This is a genomic window from Cupriavidus sp. GW821-FHT07C08, from assembly GCF_059419025.1.
Genome location: NZ_JBWKQZ010000037.1, coordinates 55,589 through 71,255, shown reverse-complemented (window position 1 = coordinate 71,255; position 15,667 = coordinate 55,589). Strand labels below are relative to the sequence as shown.

Annotated in this window: 12 protein-coding genes; 11 read left to right on the top strand and 1 reads right to left on the bottom strand. The window is 66.8% G+C overall.

Features of this window, described 5'->3' with window-relative positions; all coding sequences use genetic code 11:
• Window positions 1-59 precede the first annotated feature (59 nt).
• From murD to lpxC, 10 genes are all read left to right on the top strand, one after another.
• The gene (murD, locus tag AC07UK_RS33570; RefSeq protein ID WP_436222706.1) at window positions 60-1,571 is read left to right on the top strand and encodes a UDP-N-acetylmuramoyl-L-alanine--D-glutamate ligase; all 1,512 of its coding nucleotides are present in this window, start codon (window positions 60-62) and stop codon (window positions 1,569-1,571) included.
• On the top strand, window positions 1,568-2,809 hold the full coding sequence (gene ftsW, locus AC07UK_RS33565; protein ID WP_436222705.1) for a putative lipid II flippase FtsW: 1,242 nt from the start codon (window positions 1,568-1,570) through the stop codon (window positions 2,807-2,809). The genes murD and ftsW overlap by 4 nt, the downstream gene beginning before the upstream one ends.
• Complete coding sequence (gene murG, locus AC07UK_RS33560; protein ID WP_436222704.1) at window positions 2,806-3,876, top strand: undecaprenyldiphospho-muramoylpentapeptide beta-N-acetylglucosaminyltransferase; 1,071 nt, start codon at window positions 2,806-2,808, stop codon at window positions 3,874-3,876. Before ftsW ends, murG begins: the two co-directional genes overlap by 4 nt.
• A gap of 22 nt (window positions 3,877-3,898) precedes the next feature.
• Window positions 3,899-5,332, top strand: coding sequence for a UDP-N-acetylmuramate--L-alanine ligase (murC, locus tag AC07UK_RS33555; RefSeq protein WP_494688071.1), 1,434 nt, complete (start codon window positions 3,899-3,901; stop codon window positions 5,330-5,332).
• Entirely contained in the window at window positions 5,329-6,312 is a 984-nt protein-coding gene (locus AC07UK_RS33550) for a D-alanine--D-alanine ligase (RefSeq protein WP_013958071.1), read from the top strand. Before murC ends, AC07UK_RS33550 begins: the two co-directional genes overlap by 4 nt.
• 27 nt (window positions 6,313-6,339) lie before the next feature.
• On the top strand, window positions 6,340-7,254 hold the full coding sequence (locus AC07UK_RS33545) for a cell division protein FtsQ/DivIB (protein WP_010814766.1): 915 nt from the start codon (window positions 6,340-6,342) through the stop codon (window positions 7,252-7,254).
• On the top strand, window positions 7,251-8,483 hold the full coding sequence (gene ftsA / locus AC07UK_RS33540; protein ID WP_010814765.1) for a cell division protein FtsA: 1,233 nt from the start codon (window positions 7,251-7,253) through the stop codon (window positions 8,481-8,483). The genes AC07UK_RS33545 and ftsA overlap by 4 nt, the downstream gene beginning before the upstream one ends.
• A 180-nt stretch (window positions 8,484-8,663) precedes the next feature.
• Window positions 8,664-9,857, top strand: a complete 1,194-nt coding sequence (gene ftsZ / locus AC07UK_RS33535; protein WP_035826167.1) for a cell division protein FtsZ — start codon at window positions 8,664-8,666, stop codon at window positions 9,855-9,857.
• A 450-nt stretch (window positions 9,858-10,307) separates the two neighbouring features.
• The gene (locus AC07UK_RS33530) at window positions 10,308-10,814 is read left to right on the top strand and encodes a peroxiredoxin (protein ID WP_436222703.1); all 507 of its coding nucleotides are present in this window, start codon (window positions 10,308-10,310) and stop codon (window positions 10,812-10,814) included.
• A gap of 153 nt (window positions 10,815-10,967) precedes the next feature.
• A complete protein-coding gene (lpxC, locus tag AC07UK_RS33525; RefSeq protein WP_013958069.1) occupies window positions 10,968-11,885 on the top strand; it encodes a UDP-3-O-acyl-N-acetylglucosamine deacetylase in 918 nt (305 codons plus the stop codon).
• A 63-nt stretch (window positions 11,886-11,948) separates the two neighbouring features.
• Here the strand turns inward: lpxC and AC07UK_RS33520 are convergent, their stop codons facing one another.
• Complete coding sequence (locus AC07UK_RS33520) at window positions 11,949-12,452, bottom strand: hypothetical protein (RefSeq protein WP_013958068.1); 504 nt, start codon at window positions 12,450-12,452, stop codon at window positions 11,949-11,951.
• 294 nt (window positions 12,453-12,746) lie between these two features.
• Between AC07UK_RS33520 and secA the strand changes: the two genes are divergently transcribed.
• Window positions 12,747-15,524, top strand: a complete 2,778-nt coding sequence (secA, locus tag AC07UK_RS33515) for a preprotein translocase subunit SecA (protein ID WP_494687847.1) — start codon at window positions 12,747-12,749, stop codon at window positions 15,522-15,524.
• Window positions 15,525-15,667 lie beyond the last annotated feature (143 nt).

The following is a 15,667-nucleotide window of genomic DNA, read 5'->3' as shown; positions in this document are numbered from 1 at the left end:
AGTCAGGGACTGACGGCGCTCTCTATATAGATTCAGGAAACCAAAGGCAGGAAATCGAAGTGTTTGGCGAGCTGCAAAAACCTCATGTGCTGGTACTGGGCCTCGGTGAATCGGGCCTGGCCATGGCGCGCTGGTGTGGCCTGAACGGCTGCGCGGTGCGCGTGGCAGACACGCGCGAGGCGCCCGCCAACCTTGTCTTCCTGCAGGCCGAGCTGACTTCGGCCGAGTTCGTCGGCGGCCCGTTCGCCGACAGCCTGCTCGACGGCATCGGCCTGGTGGCGATCAGCCCGGGCCTGTCGCCGCTGGAAGCGGGCACCGGCGCGCTGCTGGCCGCGGCGCAGGCGCGCGGCATCCCGGTGTGGGGCGAGATCGAACTGTTCGTGCGCGCGCTGCGCCACCTGGAAGCCGAGTCCGGCTACGCGCCGAAGATCCTGGCGATCACCGGCACCAATGGCAAGACCACCACCACCGCGCTGACCGGCAGGTTGGTGGAGCGCGCCGGCAAGAGCGTGGCGGTGGCGGGCAATATCAGTCCGTCGGCGCTGGACAAGCTGTCGGCCTGCATCGCCTCGGCATCGCTGCCGGAAGTGTGGGTGCTTGAGCTGTCCAGCTTCCAGCTGGAAACCACGCACACGCTGGCGCCCGCCGCGGCCACCGTGCTCAATGTCACCCAGGACCACCTGGACTGGCATGGCTCGATGGAAGCCTATGCCGCGTCCAAGGCGCGCATCTTCGGGCCGGCTGGCAGTGAGTGCGTGCAGGTGCTCAACCGCAATGACCGACTGACCATGGAAATGGCGCGGCCCGGGCGCTCGCCGCTGACTTTCGGCACCGACCTGCCGGAGACGCCGGGCAGCTTCGGCATCCTGCGCGAGGGCGGCATGCCCTGGCTGGTGCTGGCCGAACCCGATCCGGACGCGGAAGGGGAGGGCAAGCCGCGCCGCCGCAAGGCCGCCGAGGTGGTCCAGGAAGCCGTGCCGGTGCGCCACAAGCGCCTGATGCCGGCCGACGCGCTGCATATCCGCGGCATGCACAACGCCACCAACGCGATGGCCGCGCTGGCGCTGTGCCGTGCCATCGACCTGCCGATGAACGCACTGCTGCACGGCCTGCGCGAATACCGCGGCGAGCCGCACCGCGTGGAGTGGGTTGCCACCATCGACGACGTCGAGTATTTCGACGACAGCAAGGGCACCAATGTCGGCGCCACCGTGGCCGCGCTGTCGGGGCTGGACAAGCGCGTGGTGCTGATCGCCGGTGGCGAAGGCAAGGGCCAGGATTTCTCGCCGCTGGCCGCGCCGGTGGCGCAGTACGCACGCGCGGTGGTGCTGATCGGCCGCGCCGCGGGTGAGCTGCGCGATGCATTGCAGGGCAGCGGTGCCAGCCTGGTCGACGCCGCCACGCTGGAAGAGGCCGTGACGAAGGCTGCCGGACTGGCCGAGAACGGCGATGTGGTGCTGCTGTCGCCCGCGTGCGCCAGCCTCGACATGTTCCGCAACTACGTGCACCGCGCCGAGGTGTTCCGCGGCGCGGTGGAAGAACTGGCGCTGTCCCGGGGGATCCTGCCATGAGCGAAGCACAGGTCAAGCGCAGCGGCTTTATCGGTGCCACCATCGGCAATGCCTGGGGTGGCCTGCGCGACGCCGTGTCCGGCGTCAAGCCGACGCGCTCGCGCATGATGGAGTACGACCAGCCCATGCTGTGGGTGTCGATCGTGCTGCTCGCGCTCGGCCTGGTGATGGTCTATTCGGCCTCGATCGCGCTGCCGGACTCGCCGCGCTACGCCAACTACCGCGAGAGCCACTTCCTGATGCGCCATGCGTTCGCGCTGGGGATCGGGCTGTCGGTCGGGCTGGCGTCGTTCCAGATCCCGGTCAAGGTATGGGACCGCTACGCGCCCAAGCTCTTTATCGTCGCACTGGTCCTGCTGGTGATCGTGCTGGTGCCGTTCGTCGGCAAGGGCGTGAACGGCGCGCGGCGCTGGATCCCGCTGGGCGTGATGAACTTCCAGCCGTCGGAGCTGATGAAGCTGGCGGTGGTGCTGTATGCCGCCAACTACACGGTGCGCAAGCAGGAGTGGATGCAGACCGTGTCCAAGGGCTTCCTGCCGATGGGCGTGGCCGTGGTGGTGGTCGGCATGCTGCTGCTGCTCGAGCCGGACATGGGCGCATTCCTGGTAATCGCGGCCGTGGCCATGGCCATCCTGTTCCTGGGCGGCATCAACGGCAAGCTGTTCGCCGGGCTGGTCGGCGTGGCAGTGGGCGCGTTCGCGCTGCTGATCACCGCGTCGCCCTGGCGGCGCGAGCGGATCTTCGCCTACCTGAACCCGTGGGAAGAGAGCAACGCGCTGGGCAAGGCCTACCAGCTGACGCACTCGCTGATCGCCTTCGGCCGCGGCGAGTGGACCGGCGTGGGGCTGGGCGGCAGCATCGAGAAACTGCACTACCTGCCCGAAGCGCATACCGACTTCATCCTGGCGGTGATCGGCGAGGAATTCGGCTTTATCGGCGTGCTGGTGGTGATTGTGCTGTTCTACTGGCTGGTGCGCCGCGCCTTCAATATCGGCCGCACCGCGCTGCAGCTGGACCGCACCTTTGCCGGGCTGGTGGCCAAGGGCATCGGCGTGTGGATCGGCTGGCAGACCTTTATCAATATGGGCGTGAACCTGGGCCTGCTGCCGACCAAGGGGCTGACGCTGCCGCTGGTGAGCTATGGCGGGTCCGGGATCTTGATGAACTGCGTGGCGTTGGCGATTCTCTTGCGCATTGATTATGAAAATCGCGTGCTGATGCGTGGAGGGAAGGTATGACCCAGACGCGCACCTTGCTCGTGATGGCCGGCGGCACCGGGGGACACGTGTTCCCGGGGCTGGCGGTCGCGCACGCGCTGCGCGAGCAAGGCTGGAAGGTGGTCTGGCTGGGCAACCGCACCGGCATGGAAGCCACGCTGGTGCCCAAGCACGACATCCCGATGGAGTTCATCCAGTTCGGCGGGCTGCGCGGCAAGGGCCTGGTGACCAAGTTCCTGCTGCCGCTGAACCTGCTGCGCGCGTTCTGGCAGAGCATAGTCGCGCTGCGCCGGGTGCGCCCGAGCGTGGTGCTGGGCATGGGCGGCTATATCACCTTCCCGGCCGGCATGATGGCGTCGCTGCTGGGGCGGCCGCTGGTGCTGCACGAGCAGAACTCGATCGCCGGTCTGGCCAACAAGGTGCTGGCCAAGGTGGCCGACCGCGTGCTGTGCGCATTCCCGGACACGCTGCCCGGCGGCGAATGGACCGGCAACCCGGTGCGCGAGGAACTGGCGCACCTGGACGCGCCCGAAGCGCGCTATGACCAGCGCAGCGGCCCGCTGCGCATCCTGGTGGTGGGTGGCAGCCTGGGCGCTGCGGCGTTGAACGAGGTGGTACCCAAGGCCGTCGCACTGCTGCCCGAGGGCGAGCGCCCGGTGGTCACGCATCAGGCGGGCGCAAAGCAGATCGACACGCTGCGCGCCAACTACGCGGCCGCGCAGGTGCCCGCGCAGACCCTGCCGTTTATCGACGACATGGCGCGCGCTTACGCCGATGCTGACCTGGTGATCTGCCGCGCCGGCGCGATGACGGTGTCGGAAGTGGCTGCCGCGGGCGTGGCGGCGATGTTCGTGCCGTTCCCGCATGCGGTGGACGACCACCAGACCACCAACGCGGAATTTTTGTCGAAGCAGGGCGCGGCCCTGCTGGTGCAGCAGAAAGACCTGACGGCCGAGGGGCTGGCGCAAACCATCGCCAGCCTGACTCGGCCGCAGCTGAAAGACATGGCGCGCCTGGCGCGCGGACTGGCCAAGCCTGAGGCAACCCGGCGCGTCGCCGAGATCTGCAGTCAGCTGGCCAGGGACTGAAGCCTAATCAAGCAGCAATCGAATGAAGCATATCGTCAAAAACATCCACTTCGTGGGCATCGGCGGCGCCGGCATGAGCGGCATCGCCGAGGTCCTGCTGAACCTGGGATACAAGGTCTCGGGCTCGGACGTGGGCAACAATGCCGCCACGCGGCGCCTGGCTTCGCTGGGCGCCACGGTCATGCACGGGCATGACGCGGCCAACGTCGCTGGCGCCAACGCGGTGGTGGTGTCGACCGCGGTCAGCGGCGACAACCCCGAAGTGCTGGCGGCCCGCAGCAAGCGCATCCCGGTGGTGCCGCGCGCGGTGATGCTGGCCGAACTGATGCGCCTGAAGCAGGGCGTGGCCATTGCCGGCACGCACGGCAAGACCACCACCACCAGCCTGGTGGCGTCGGTGCTGGCCGAAGGCGGGCTCGATCCCACCTTCGTGATCGGCGGCCGCCTCAATTCGGCCGGCGCGAATGCGCGCCTGGGCACCGGCGACTTCATCGTCGCCGAGGCCGACGAGTCGGACGCATCTTTCCTGAACCTGTTCCCGGTCATCGAGGTCATTACCAATATCGATGCCGACCACATGGACACCTACGGGCACGACTTTGCCCGGCTCAAGCAGGCGTTCATCGAATTCACGCAGCGGTTGCCGTTCTACGGCATCGCCGTGCTGTGCGTGGATGACCCCAACGTGCGCGAGATCCTGCCGTTCGTGTCCAAGCCGGTGGTGCGCTACGGCTTTGCCGAGGATGCCCAGATCCGCGCCGTGGACGCGCGCGCGGTCGACGGCCAGATGCACTTTACCGTGCAGCGCCACCTCGACGGCCATGCCGAGCCGCCGCTGGAGATCGTGCTGAACCTGCCCGGCCTGCACAACGTGCAGAACGCGCTGGCGGCGATCGCCATCGCCACCGAGCTGGAGGTGCCCGATGCCGCCATCGTCAAGGCGCTGCGCGAGTTCCACGGCGTGGGCCGGCGCTTCCAGCGCTATGGCGAGGTGGCCACGCCCGATGGCGCCGGCACCTTCACCCTGGTGGACGACTATGGCCACCACCCGGTGGAGATGGCGGCCACGCTGGCCGCCGCGCGCGGCGCGTTCCCGGGGCGCCGCCTGGTGCTGGCGTTCCAGCCGCACCGTTTTACCCGTACGCGGGATTGCTTTGAGGACTTCGTCAAAGTGCTGGGCACCGTCGATGCCCTGCTGCTGGCCGAGGTCTACGCCGCCGGCGAAGCCCCGATCGTGGCTGCCGACGGCCGTGCGCTGACCCGCGCGCTGCGCGTGGCCGGCAAGGTCGAACCTGTTTTCGTGGAGCAGATGGAAGAAATGCCGCAGGCCATCCTGGATGCCGTCCGGCCGGGCGATGTGGTCGTGACGATGGGCGCGGGCTCGATCGGGGCCGTGCCGGGGCAGCTGGTGTCGCACCAGCAATCGACGCAATCAACGCAGGGAGGCCAGGCATGAGCTTCGTCGCCCATCCCAATATCGATCCCAAGTCGCTGGGCAAAGTCGGCGTGCTGCTGGGCGGGCGCTCGGCCGAACGCGAGATCTCGCTGATGTCGGGCAAGGGCGTTCTGGCTGCGCTGCAGTCGCGCGGCGTGGACGCGCACGGCTTCGACCCGGGCCTGCAGGGCGTGGCCGAGCTGGCCGCGGCCGGCTTTGACCGCGTCTTTATCGCACTGCACGGCCGCTATGGCGAGGACGGCACCATGCAGGGCCTGCTCGAGCAGCTGGGCGTGCCGTACACCGGCAGCGGCGTGCTGGCTTCGGCCATGGCCATGGACAAGCAGGCCACCAAGCGCCTGTGGATGACCCATGACCTGGCCACGCCGCGCTTTGCCATGCTGCATGCGGACACCGATTTCGACGCCGTGGCGGCCGACCTGGGCCTGCCGCTGATCGTCAAGCCGGCGCGCGAGGGCTCGTCGATCGGCCTGACCAAGGTCACTGCCGCCGACCAGATGCGCGCGGCGTTCGAGAAGGCCGCGGCGCTGGACAACGACGTCATTGCCGAGACCTTTATCGACGGCGCCGAGCTGACCTGCCCGATCGTGGGCGAGGGCGACAGCGCCGAAGCGCTGCCGGTGATCCGCATTGTTGCGCCCGAAGCCAACTACGACTATCAAAATAAGTACTTTACTGACGATACCCAGTACTTGTGCCCGTCGGGCCTGGACCCTGAAGTCGAACGCGAGGTCCGGGCACTGGCGGTGCAGTCCTACCGCGTGCTGGGATGCCGCGGCTGGGCGCGCGCCGACCTGATGCTGCGCGCCGACGGCAAGCCTTTCCTGCTCGAGATGAATACCTCGCCCGGCATGACCGGCCATTCGCTGGTGCCGATGGCGGCGCGCGCGGTTGGCATCAGCTACGAGGACTTCGTGATGCAGGTGGTGGCCGCGGCCACGCTGGACCTGCATCCCAACGAGCATTGGAAACCCGAATAACGCAACCGAACACGACCGCACCGGACCATGTGGCATAACGCACGCCTGCTCAACCTGATCGCCTCCGCGCTGTACGCGCTGGTGGTGCTGATGGCGCTCGCGGCAGGCCTGCTGTGGCTGGCGCAGCGGCCGGTGTTCGCCATCACCCATGTGGAGATCGGCCCGCTGGACGGCGGCGCCCTGCGCCACGTGAACGCGCCCAGCGTGCGTGCCAGCGCGCTGGGCAAGCTGACCGGCAATTTCTTCACGCTGGACCTGAACGCGGCCCGGCAGGCGTTCGAGTCGGTGCCCTGGGTGCGGCGCGCCAGCGTGCGGCGCGAATGGCCCAACGGCCTGGCGGTCGAGGTCGAGGAACACGAGGCGCTGGGCACCTGGGGCACGCCCGACAGCGGCCGCCTGATCAATACCTATGGCGAGGTCTTTGTCGCCAACACCGCCGAGGCGGAAGAAGACGCACAGCTGCTGGCGCTGGACGGGCCGCCGGACAGCGAGGGCGACGTGATCGAGAAGCTCGAGGTCATGCGCCAGTGGTTCAAGCCGCTCAAGGCCGAGCCGCTGGCGGTGGCCCTGTCCGGCCGCTATGCCTGGCGCGCGAAGCTGTCCAACGGCATGGAGGTCGAACTGGGCCGCGAGCAGAACGATGAGGATCGCGTGGCGATGGACCAGCGGGTCCGGCGCTTCGTCGCGGCCTGGCCGCAGGTCACCCAGCAATGGGGCAGCCAGATCGAGTATGCCGACCTGCGTTATCCCAACGGCTTTGCCATCCGCGCCGCCAATGCCCGCTTCCTGACCGAGGCGCAGATCGCAGCGGCGGTCAGGGCTGAGAAGGCGGCGAAGGCAGCGAAGGCGGCCAAGCCGGCGCCGGCGGCAGCAGCGGTTTCAGGTACTTCCAACAACAATCCGACGCGACTGAAGAGCAAGAACGCGGAGAAAACCCGATGAGCAAGGAATACAAGGACCTGTTGGTCGGTCTGGATATCGGCACCTCGAAGGTGGCGGCGGTGGTGGCAGAACTGCGCCCCGACGGCAGCTACGAGGTGATCGGGATGGGCCAGTCAGAGTCCAAGGGTCTGAAGAAAGGGGTCGTGGTCAATATCGAGGCCACCGTGCAGTCGATCCAGAAGGCGCTGGAAGAGGCCGAGCTGATGGCCGACTGCAAGATTTCAGAGGTTTTCACCGGCATTGCCGGCAGCCACATCCGCAGCTTCAATTCCAGCGGCATGGTGGCGATCAAGGACAAGGAGGTCACGCAGACCGACGTGGCGCGCGTGATCGAGACCGCCAAGGCGGTCAATATCCCGACCGACCAGCAGATCCTGCACATCCTGACGCAGGAATTCATCATCGACGGCCAGGAAGACGTGCGCGAGCCCATCGGCATGAGCGGCATCCGCCTGGAAGTGAAGGTGCATATCGTCACCGGCGCGGTCAGCGCCGCGCAGAACATCGTCAAGTGCGTGCGCCGCTGCGGCCTGGAAGTGCACGACCTGATCCTGCAGCCGCTGGCTTCCAGCCTGGCGGTGCTGACTGAGGACGAGAAGGAGCTGGGCGTGGTGCTGGTCGACATCGGCGGCGGCACCACCGACATCGCCATCTTCAGCGAAGGCGCGATCCGCCATACGGCCGTGATCCCCATCGCCGGCGACCAGATCACCAACGACATCGCGATGGCGCTGCGCACGCCGACGCCCGACGCCGAGGACATCAAGATCCAATACGGCATCGCCAAGCAGGCGATCGCCGACCCGGACGACATGATCGAGGTGCCCGGCGTGGGCGACCGCGGCACGCGCACGCTCAGCCGCCAGGCACTGGCCGCGGTGATCGAGCCGCGCATCGAAGAGCTGTACTCGCTGGTGCACCAGGTGGTGCGCGAGTCGGGCTATGAAGAACTGTTGTCGTCCGGCGTGGTCATCACCGGTGGCACCGCGATGATGCCGGGCATGGTCGAGCTGGGCGAGGACATCTTCCTCAAGCCCGTGCGCGTGGGCGTGCCGGAGTACCGCGGCAACCTGCACGAGGTGGTGAAGAGCCCGCGCTACGCGACCGTGATGGGCCTGCTGCTGGAAGGCCGCGTGCAACGCATGCGCGGACGCAAGGTGGCCGTGCAGAGCGGCTCGGTCAAGCAGGTGTGGACGCGCATGAAGGAATGGTTTGTCGGCAATTTCTGATCAATGCGGAAATTGACGCGCTGACGATGCAACGGCGCGCAGGCAGGGCGGTCTACCGGACAGGCCTGTGTGCTCAGTGGAAGTTTTCTGGTTTTCTTTTTATTGGTTTCTTGTTCAGAAACCAGGGGTTGCGGCGGGGAGGCTGCATCGTCTGGGGACTGATTTTTCTCGGAGGCAGTGATGGACTTTGACATGATCGAAACGGAAGTGCAGGACGGCACCATCATCAAGGTGGTCGGCGTGGGCGGTGCGGGCGGTAACGCCGTGCAGCACATGATCAGCCGCGGCGTGCAAGGCGTCGAATTCATCTGCATGAACACCGATGCCCAGGCGCTCAAGCGTTCGAGCGCTTCGCGCGTGCTGCAGCTTGGCAATACGGGCCTGGGCGCTGGCGCCAAGCCGGAAGTCGGCCGCGGTTGTGCCGACCAGGCCCGCGAGCAGATCGCCGACTCCCTGCGCGGCGCGCACATGGTCTTCATCACTGCCGGCATGGGCGGCGGCACCGGCACGGGCGCCGCGCCGATCGTCGCGCAAGTGGCCAAGGAGATGGGCATCCTGACCGTGGGCGTGGTCAGCAAGCCGTTCGACTTCGAAGGCGCGCGCCGCGCCAAGGTGGCCGAACACGGTTCCAGCGAGCTGGAATCGAGCGTCGACTCGCTGATCGTGGTGCTCAACGAGAAGCTGTTCGAAGTGATGGGCGACGACGCCGAGATGGACAAGTGCTTCCAGTGCGCCGACGACGTGCTGCACAACGCGGTGGCCGGCATTGCCGAGATCATCAACGTTGACGGCCTGGTGAACGTCGACTTCGAAGACGTGAAGACGGTGATGGGCGAGCAGGGCAAGGCCATGATGGGGACGGCCACCGTGTCGGGCGTTGACCGCGCCCGCCTGGCGGCCGAGCAGGCCGTTGCCAGCCCGCTGCTGGAAGGCGTGGACCTGTCCGGCGCGCGCGGCGTGCTGGTCAACATCACCGCCAGCCGTTCGCTGAAGCTGTCGGAAACCAAGGAAGTCATGAACACCATCCGCAGCTACGCCGCGGAAGATGCGACCGTGATCTTCGGTACGGTGTACGACGACTCGATGAGCGATGCGCTGCGCGTGACGGTGGTGGCCACGGGCCTGGGCCGCTCGGCCAAGAAGCAACAGCCGATGACCCTGCTCAAGACCGGCACGGACAACATGCCGGTGCAGATGATGGCCAACATGACCGCCGCCGCGGCCACGCACAGCTCGCCGGACTACAGCAACCTGGATACGCCGGCAGTGTGGCGCAGCTCGCGTGAGTCGGCGTCGGCCCACGTGGCGGCGCTGCAGGAAAAGGGTGTGGATACGTACGACATCCCGGCCTTCCTGCGCAAGCAGGCAGACTGAGCCCTGCCTGGCGCGGCATCGGTGCCTCCACCGGCCGCCTGACGGAACGCGTCGCCTTGTCGCGATGCACGTGCGCTCCCCATCCGCGCGTGCCTTGCATGGACTGACGTGAACCGCCGGGCCGCTGGCGGCGCCGCGCCTGCGCCGGACTGAGCTTCACCCACATCCCGTCGCCGGGACGGGCGTGCCGCTGGCCGCCTCCCCGGACTGGTTTCCCGCCTTCCCGGTCGGGATGTATCAGCGTCCGCGCGGCGCACCCAAGAGGTGCGCCGCGCGGACGTCTTTGTAGCAAGGTGTATCGGATCCGCGCCGGATGTCACCGGATGTGACCCGGCTTTGGCAATGCGGGCAGGGCGCCTATGATCTTGAGGTTGCCCGTCTGCCTGAGTGCGGGCGTCCGCGCCCCGGCATCCGGACTATTCTTCAGAAAACCCAAGAGGACCACGACCCATGATCGCTGTAGGTTCCCGCGTCCCCGACGCCACGCTGCAGGAATTCTTCGAAACCGAAGGCAACGGCTGTGCCCTTGGCCCCAATGCCTTCAAGGTGGCGGACCTGGTCCGCGGCCGTAAGATCGTGGTGTTCGGCCTGCCCGGCGCTTTCACGCCGACCTGCTCGGCCAAGCATGTGCCGGGCTTTGTGCAGCACGCCGCGGAACTGCGCGAGGCCGGTGTCGACGAGGTCTGGTGCGTGTCGGTCAACGACGCCTTCGTGATGGGCGCCTGGGGCCGTGAGCAGCAGGCGGGCGGCACGGTGCGCATGATGGCCGACGGCAGCGCCGAGTGGACCCGTGCGCTGGGCCTGGACCAGGACCTGACCGCGCGCGGCATGGGTGTGCGCTCCAAGCGCTACGCGATGGTCATCGACGATGGCGTCGTCACCCGGCTCGACGTCGAGGCACCGGGAGAATTCCGCGTCAGCAGCGCCGAGGCAGTGCTGGCGGCGTTGCGTGGGTGACACAGTTATCCGGGTAAACGTGGATAATACGCAACTTGTTAAGGGAGTGTTAACAGCCGGAAACAAAACCCGGCTGCAGCGCCCTTGAGGTGGTGGTAAAATCCCTTAATCAGAAAAGCTGCACGATAGATTTTTATAATAGTTGAGGCTGTCATGCTCAAACAGCGCACGATCAAATCCCTGGTGAAGACCGTTGGCATCGGCCTGCACTCGGGCCGCAAGGTCACGTTGACCCTGCGTCCCGCGTCGGCCGACACCGGCATCGTCTTTACCCGCGTCGACCTGCCCGAGGCCGTCGAGATTCCCGTGGCCGCGTCGGCCATCGGCGACACGCGCCTGGCGTCGGTGCTGCAGAAGGATGGCGCGCGCGTTTCGACCGTCGAGCACCTGATGTCGGCCTGTGCGGGCCTGGGCATCGACAACCTCTATGTCGATGTCGACGCCGAGGAAATCCCGATCATGGACGGCAGCGCCGCGTCCTTCGTGTTCCTGCTGCAGTCGGCTGGCATTGAAGAGCAGAACGCGCTGAAGACCTTTATCCGCGTCAAGAAGCCGGTGGAAGTGCGCGAGGGCGACAAGCTGGCGCGGCTGGAGCCGTTCTTCGGCTTCAAGCTGTCGTTCACCATCGACTTCCGCCACCCGGCGGTCGACAAGACCGGCCAGACCTTCTCGATCGACTTTGCCGACACCAGCTACGTGCGCGAGATTGCCCGCGCCCGCACCTTCGGTTTTGCGCACGAGGTGGAAGCGCTGCGCGAGATGGGCCTGGCGCGCGGCGGCAGCCTGGACAACGCGATCGTGCTGGACGAGCACCGCATGCTCAACAATGAAGAGCTGCGCTACGGCGACGAGTTCGTGCGCCACAAGATCCTGGATGCGATCGGCGACCTGTATGTGGTGGGCCATCCGCTGATCGGCGCCTATGTGGCCAACAAGTCGGGCCACGGCCTGAACAACCAGCTGCTGCGCGCGCTGCTGGCCGACCAGGAAGCCTACGAGCTGGTCACCTTCGATCGCGTCGAGGAAGCCCCGGCCGCTTTCCTGCCGCAGGCGCAGCCGGCGTTTGCCTGATCCTGGCGAACTGGCGCAAAAAAAGCCGACCCGAGGGTCGGCTTTTTCGTGATCGGCACCGGGCTAGCGGTGATGGGCGAGCAGGGTATTGAGCGCGTCGCGCAGCGGCGAATCCGGCAGGCTGCGCGCCAGCTGGTCCAGATTGGCGAGTCCCGTGGGCGTCATGCGGCCGCCGGTGCGCTGACGTTGCACGGGCTCCACTTCCCAGTCCGCGTGGCGCGACACCTCTGGCTGCACCCGCACCCGGATCGCGGTGATGTGCGAGCCGCGCTGGTGCAGCCGCGCCAGCAGCGTCGGCACCACCTGGCGCACGCGGGCAGCGGCGGCGCCGTGCGCGGCCAGCAACAGCAGCACCTGGGCGTTCGGGTCGGTGGCGTCACGCTTGACGCCGGCCACGGCCAGGCCGTCGCGCATGCCGGCGGGCAGCAGCGCCAGCACCTCGGCCTCCAGCACCGACAGCTGGCGCGCGGTCTGCATCAGCGTCGAAACCGGGCCGGCCTTGGCCAGCCAATCGTTGAGCGGCTTGGCGGCGGGGGTCTGCAGGGCGTGGTGGGTGAAGCGGCGCATGCATGCATTCTAGCAAGGGGCGCGGGGGCCGCCTTGCCCGACCGTGGATTGAAGCTGCGGCGGCCGCCCCAAACTGTGGCTGACGGGGCGCGCGGGCGATCATGCGCACGACACGCGTGGTCAACATTCGGCAGGCTTGCCTGCCCTTGCGGGACGGGGCCAGGCGCGTTCCGGCCGTGACCCCGGCACATGATAAACTCGGCGTTTTGCGCCAATCTATCCATTCCTCGCCCGGCCGCCGGAGCAGCCCGCATCCCTGGGGTGCACCCGGTTCCGCGCAGGTGAAAGCAATCGATGATCACCGGCCTTCTCAAGAAAGTCTTCGGCAGCCGCAATGAGCGGCTGATCAAACAATATCGCCGCACGGTGGCGCAGATCAATGCGCTGGAGCCGAAGTTCGAGCAGCTCTCGGACGACGAGCTGCGCGGCATGACGGAGACCTTCCGGCAGCGCCACGCCGGCGGCGAATCGCTCGAGGCGCTGCTGCCCGAGGCCTTCGCCGTCTGCCGCGAGGCCAGCAAGCGTGTCATGAAGATGCGCCACTTCGACGTGCAGCTGATCGGCGGCATGGTGCTGAACGACAACAAGATCGCCGAAATGCGCACCGGCGAAGGCAAGACGCTGACCGCGACCCTGGCCGTGTACCTGAATGCCATCACCGGCCAGGGCGTGCATGTGGTGACCGTCAACGACTACCTGGCGCAGCGCGATGCCGAGTGGATGGGCCGGCTGTACAACTTCCTGGGCCTGTCGGTGGGCGTGAACCTGTCGCAGATGCCACACGACGCCAAGCAGGCGGCGTACAACTCGGACATCACCTACGGCACCAACAACGAGTTCGGCTTCGACTACCTGCGCGACAACATGGTCTACGACCCGTCGCAGCGCGTGCAGCGCCCGCTCAACTACGCCATCGTCGATGAAGTGGACTCGATCCTGATCGACGAGGCCCGCACCCCGCTGATCATCTCCGGCCAGGCCGAGAACCAGACCGACCTGTACCAGCGCATGAACGGCATCCCCAAGCTGCTCGAGCGCCAGATCGGTGAAGAGAAGGCCGATGGCACCGGCGTCGAGAAGCCGGGCGACTACTACGTCGACGAGAAGGGCCACCAGGTCTACCTGACCGAAGCCGGCCACGAGAAGGCCGAAGAGATCCTGTCGCAGCAGGGCCTGATCGGCGAGGGCGAATCGCTCTACGCGCCGCAGAACATCACGCTGATGCACCACCTGTACGCCGCACTGCGCGCGCACAGCCTGTTCCATCGCGACCAGCACTACGTGGTGCAGAACGACGAAGTCGTGATCGTCGACGAGTTCACCGGCCGCCTGATGACCGGCCGCCGCTGGTCCGACGGCCTGCACCAGGCCGTGGAAGCCAAGGAAGGCGTCACCGTCCAGCAAGAGAACCAGACGCTGGCGACGATCACCTTCCAGAACTACTTCCGCATGTACAGCAAGCTGGCCGGCATGACCGGCACGGCTGACACCGAAGCGTATGAGTTCCAGGAGATCTACGGCCTGGAAGTGGTGGTGATCCCGACCAACCGCCCGGCCCAGCGCAAGGACCAGCAGGACCAGATCTACAAGACCGGCAAGGAGCGCTACGACGCCGTGGTGCGCGATATCCGCGACTGCTACGAGCGTGGCCAGCCGGTGCTGGTGGGCACCACCTCGATCGAGACCTCGGAATACCTGTCGGGCCTGCTCGAGCGCGAGCAACTGCCGCACCAGGTGCTCAACGCCAAGCAGCACGCACGCGAAGCCGAGATCGTGGCCCAGGCCGGCCGCCCCAAGATGATCACCATTGCCACCAACATGGCCGGTCGCGGTACCGACATCGTGCTGGGCGGCAATGTGGAGAAGCAGTCCGGCTTTATCGAGGCGGATCCGAACCTGTCCGACGCCGAGAAGACCGCGCGCATCAAGCAGCTCGAGGATGAGTGGCATTCGCTGCACGAGCAGGTCAAGACCGCCGGCGGCCTGCATATCGTCGGCACCGAGCGCCATGAGTCGCGCCGTATCGACAACCAGTTGCGCGGCCGTGCCGGCCGCCAGGGCGACCCGGGTTCGTCGCGCTTCTACCTGTCGCTGGACGACCAGCTGCTGCGCATCTTCGCCGGCGACCGCGTGCGCGCCATCATGGAACGCCTGAAGATGCCCGAGGGCGAGCCGATCGAAGCCGGCATCGTCACGCGCTCGATCGAGTCGGCGCAGCGCAAGGTCGAAGGCCGCAACTTCGATATCCGCAAGCAGCTGCTGCAGTACGACGACGTTGCCAACGACCAGCGCAAGGAAATCTACAAGCTGCGCAACGACGTGCTGGAAGCCCAGGATGTCGGCGACATGGTGACCAACCTGCGCGAAAGCGTGCTGGTTGAGCTGTTCCGCGACCACGTGCCGGCCGACACCATGGAAGAGCAGTGGAACATCGCCGGCCTGGAAACGCGCCTGCGCGAGGACTGGGGCCTGGAAGTGCCGCTGGCGCAGACCATCGAGGGCGCGCAGAGCATCGAGGACGAAGAGCTGCTCAACCTGATCATGAAGGCGGCCGCGGAGCGCTACGACAGCAAGGTCGCGATGGTCGGCCGCGAGTCGTTCGCCGGCTTCGAGCGCTCGGTCATGCTGCAGAGCATCGACACGCACTGGCGCGAGCACCTGGCCGCGCTGGACCACCTGCGCCAGGGCATCCACCTGCGCGGCTATGCGCAGAAGGATCCCAAGCAGGAATACAAGCGCGAGTCGTTCGAGCTGTTCGCGCGTTTGCTGGACCTGATCAAGAGCGAAGTCACGCGCGTGACCTTCAACGTGCAGATCCAGTCGCCGGAAGAACTGGAGCAGGCGTCGGAAGAGATCGAGGAAGGCCTTTCGCACCTGGAGAACGTCCAGTACAAGCACGACGAGTTCGCCGAAGGGCGCGAGCCGGTCGAGGAAGCGCCGTCGCCGCGCACCGGTGCGGCCATGGCCGCCGCCGAGCTGGCGCTCGCGGGCATGCCCAAGGTCGGCCGCAACGACCCGTGCCCGTGCGGCTCGGGCAAGAAGTTCAAGCAGTGCCACGGCCGGCTCAGCTGAGTCGCGCACCGGTATGACGTCGCGCCCGTCGCACGGCGTGACGCGAAAGGAAACGACATGCCCGCCCTTAGCGGGCATGTTCGTCTGATGACAAGCAAGTTGCGAGCAGATGCCGCAAGCAGATAACGCAAGCAGGAAAGAGG

What these genes read in the sequence shown, in the direction of transcription:
- AC07UK_RS33520 (WP_013958068.1), bottom strand. Translation starts at nt 12,452, where the DNA reads ATGCGCCGCTTCACCCACCACGCCCTGCAGACCCCCGCCGCCAAGCCG.
- ftsZ (WP_035826167.1), top strand. Translation starts at nt 8,664, where the DNA reads ATGGACTTTGACATGATCGAAACGGAAGTGCAGGACGGCACCATCATC.
- AC07UK_RS33545 (WP_010814766.1), top strand. Translation starts at nt 6,340, where the DNA reads ATGTGGCATAACGCACGCCTGCTCAACCTGATCGCCTCCGCGCTGTAC.
- secA (WP_494687847.1), top strand. Translation starts at nt 12,747, where the DNA reads ATGATCACCGGCCTTCTCAAGAAAGTCTTCGGCAGCCGCAATGAGCGG.
- ftsW (WP_436222705.1), top strand. Translation starts at nt 1,568, where the DNA reads ATGAGCGAAGCACAGGTCAAGCGCAGCGGCTTTATCGGTGCCACCATC.
- lpxC (WP_013958069.1), top strand. Translation starts at nt 10,968, where the DNA reads ATGCTCAAACAGCGCACGATCAAATCCCTGGTGAAGACCGTTGGCATC.
- ftsA (WP_010814765.1), top strand. Translation starts at nt 7,251, where the DNA reads ATGAGCAAGGAATACAAGGACCTGTTGGTCGGTCTGGATATCGGCACC.
- murC (WP_494688071.1), top strand. Translation starts at nt 3,899, where the DNA reads ATGAAGCATATCGTCAAAAACATCCACTTCGTGGGCATCGGCGGCGCC.
- murG (WP_436222704.1), top strand. Translation starts at nt 2,806, where the DNA reads ATGACCCAGACGCGCACCTTGCTCGTGATGGCCGGCGGCACCGGGGGA.
- AC07UK_RS33550 (WP_013958071.1), top strand. Translation starts at nt 5,329, where the DNA reads ATGAGCTTCGTCGCCCATCCCAATATCGATCCCAAGTCGCTGGGCAAA.
- AC07UK_RS33530 (WP_436222703.1), top strand. Translation starts at nt 10,308, where the DNA reads ATGATCGCTGTAGGTTCCCGCGTCCCCGACGCCACGCTGCAGGAATTC.